The sequence below is a fragment of the Mesorhizobium sp. M0808 genome (assembly GCF_040320025.1).
In the GTDB taxonomy this organism is placed as follows: Bacteria; Pseudomonadota; Alphaproteobacteria; order Rhizobiales; family Rhizobiaceae; genus Mesorhizobium.
The window spans coordinates 1-2,686 of sequence record NZ_JAMYOX010000101.1 but is presented as its reverse complement, the minus strand read 5'-3'; the positions used below and the strand labels follow the sequence as shown (position 1 = coordinate 2,686).

The 2,686-nt window shown below is 60.1% G+C and carries 1 protein-coding gene; it reads left to right on the top strand.

Annotated features, from left to right (window positions below):
- Positions 1-95: 95 nt before the first annotated feature.
- On the top strand, positions 96-2,686 hold a 2,591-nt coding region (locus NKI25_RS36090), incomplete at its 3' end, for an AMP-binding protein (protein WP_353000934.1).

The following is a 2,686-nucleotide window of genomic DNA, read 5'->3' as shown; positions in this document are numbered from 1 at the left end:
GTGGCGACGCTATATTCGCGGATTGGGCGGCTCGCGCCAATATCCCGTGTATTGCGAGTGTTGACGAGCTCTGCTCTCGTTTGAAGGCCGAGCCGGTGGATTGGATTTTCTCCGTTGCCAATCCGCTTATATTGCCACCGGGCGTGTTTGGGCGAGCGCGACAAGGTGCTTTCAATTTCCACGACGGTCCACTGCCACGGTATGCAGGAACTCACGCGACGTCCTGGGCGCTGCTGGCCCAGGAGAGCGAGTATGCCATCACGTGGCATCGTATCGATGATGGTGTTGATACGGGTGACGTCGTGGTCCATCGCCAAGTGCTGATTGCGCCCACCGATACGGCACTGACCCTGAACCTCAAATGTTATGAGGCCGCTGTCGAGGGATTCCGCGAGCTTCTAACTGGTTTGGCGAAGGGAGAGCTTACCGCCTATCCGCAAGCGCTGGTGAACAGAAGCTATTTTCCAAGACGTCGACGCCCAGATGCGGCAGGCTGTCTGCGATGGGATCGATCCGCGCAAGACCTGTCAGCGATGACGCGTGCCCTAGACTTTGGCCCGTATCATCCCAATCCATTGTGTCTGCCCAAGGCGCTCGTAGGCGATGAGGTTGTCACAGTCAGACGCCTGGAGGTGTTGCCTCGACGCTCGGGCATTCCGGCAGGTTGCCTGCTTGAAATCCACTCCAGCCACTGGCGGGTGGCGACGGGTACGCAGGATGTTGAGGTTTGCTTTGGCAGCTCCGATGGTCAGGCGCTGGACGCGCGAGACCTCGCCAGGCATTCCAATCTGAATGAAGGTGATCGCCTGCCAATTTTGAGCGATGAACAGGCGCAGAGCATAACTGCCGCCCATGAATTGCTGGCGCCTTCAGAGGATTTTTGGCGACAGCGGCTTGAGCAGCTTAGAATATTGCAGTTTCCTTTCCTGTCGTCGTGCGTAGCTGGGGCGCCGCCCAAACGGCAGTCGAGTTCGTGGTTCATTGCAAGTGCGTTGGCTAAGCTGTCGCCAAATGATCGCACGGAATACTTGGTAACGGCTTGGCTGATCTATCTCGCCCGCATCACGGGAGAAACAGAGCTTCAACTGGGATGGACGCCTGCATCGGATAGATCGCAAGCCGGTTTGAAAGCGGTGGAGGTGCTTATCGCCTCTGTCGTGCCGATGGAAGTTACCATTGATCTTGCACATGATTTTGAGGAAATGCGCAAAGCTGTGGCGGGCGAATGCGCTCAGCTGAGGGCGCACGCTAGCTTTGCCCGGGATCTTATCGCGCGCTGCCGGACAGTGCGAGGTGTGGAGGCGCTACGGTCGCACCGGCCCTGGCCGATTGGCATCACGATTACAGCAGATAGCTGTTCTGCCGCTGGCGATCTAGCTTCGAACGCGAGTTCTGAGACAACCCTATCCGGTGATTTGCTGACATTCGAGCTTTGCGCTCTGGATGGGAGCTTTCGATGGCATTTTGATGCAAGTCGATTGGCACCGGAGCAGATCGACCGCATGACGCAGCACTTACAAACATTGTTGCATAGTGTGCTGGCCGATGCAGGCCGGCCAGTGCGCGATCTGGACATCCTGCCGGCTGACGAGCGCACCTACCTGTTGGAGGAGTTGAACCGGACGGCGGCGGCCTATCCGTCGGACATGTGCATCCACGAGCTGTTCGAGGCGCAGGTGCGCCAGGCCCCCGATGCGGTGGCGGTAGTCTATGAGGACGAGCGCCTGAGCTATGGCGAGCTCAATGCCCAGGCCAACCGGCTGGCCCACCATCTGATCGCCTTGGGTGTAAAGCCGGATCAGCCGGTGGCGATCTGCCTGGAGCGCAGCCCGGCGATGGTGCTTGGTGTGCTGGCGATCCTCAAGGCCGGCGGCGCCTATCTGCCGCTCGATCCGGCCTATCCCTGCGCGCGGTTGCGGCAGGTTCTCGATGATGCCGCACCCAAGCTGCTGCTTTGCGACGCGGCCGGCCGCGCTGCGCTCGGCGCCGAGGCGCTGGCCGATGTGAGCGTGGTCGATCTGGAGACGGCGACACCAGCCTGGGCCGAATTGCCCGCCTGCGATCCCGAGCCGCGCGCCATTGGCCTGACCGCGCGCCATCTCGCCTATGTCATCTACACCTCAGGCTCCACCGGAACCCCAAAGGGCGTCATGGTCGAGCATGGAAGTCTGGTCAATCTCGGGTTGGCTCAGATCGGGCTTTTTGGCGTCTGTTCGAATAGCCGTGTTGTGCAGTTCGCCTCCTTCGGCTTTGATGCAAGTGCTTGGGAGCTTGTCATGGCGTTTGGCTCAGGCGCCGCATTACACTTGCCTGCGGACGAGCTCCGCCAGGCGAGTAACAAGCTATCGGATTACCTGCGAAGCGAAGCCATAACCCATGCGACATTACCTCCAGCCTTGCTTCAGGCAAGGAGGGATCCGGGATGTTTGGCATCGCAAGTTCTCATTCTTGCTGGCGAACTGCCGAAAGCTGAACTCGTCCGAAGTCTGGCCTCGGCATCTATCGTCAACGCCTATGGCCCGACCGAAGCAACAGTCTGCGCGACGGTTTGGAGTTGTCCCGATGACTTTGATGGGTCAGTTGTCCCGATCGGGCGCCCGATTGCGAACACGCGGGTGTACCTGCTGGACGGTCATGGCGCGCCCGTGCCGTTCGGGGCGGTGGGTGAGCTTTATATCGGCGGGGC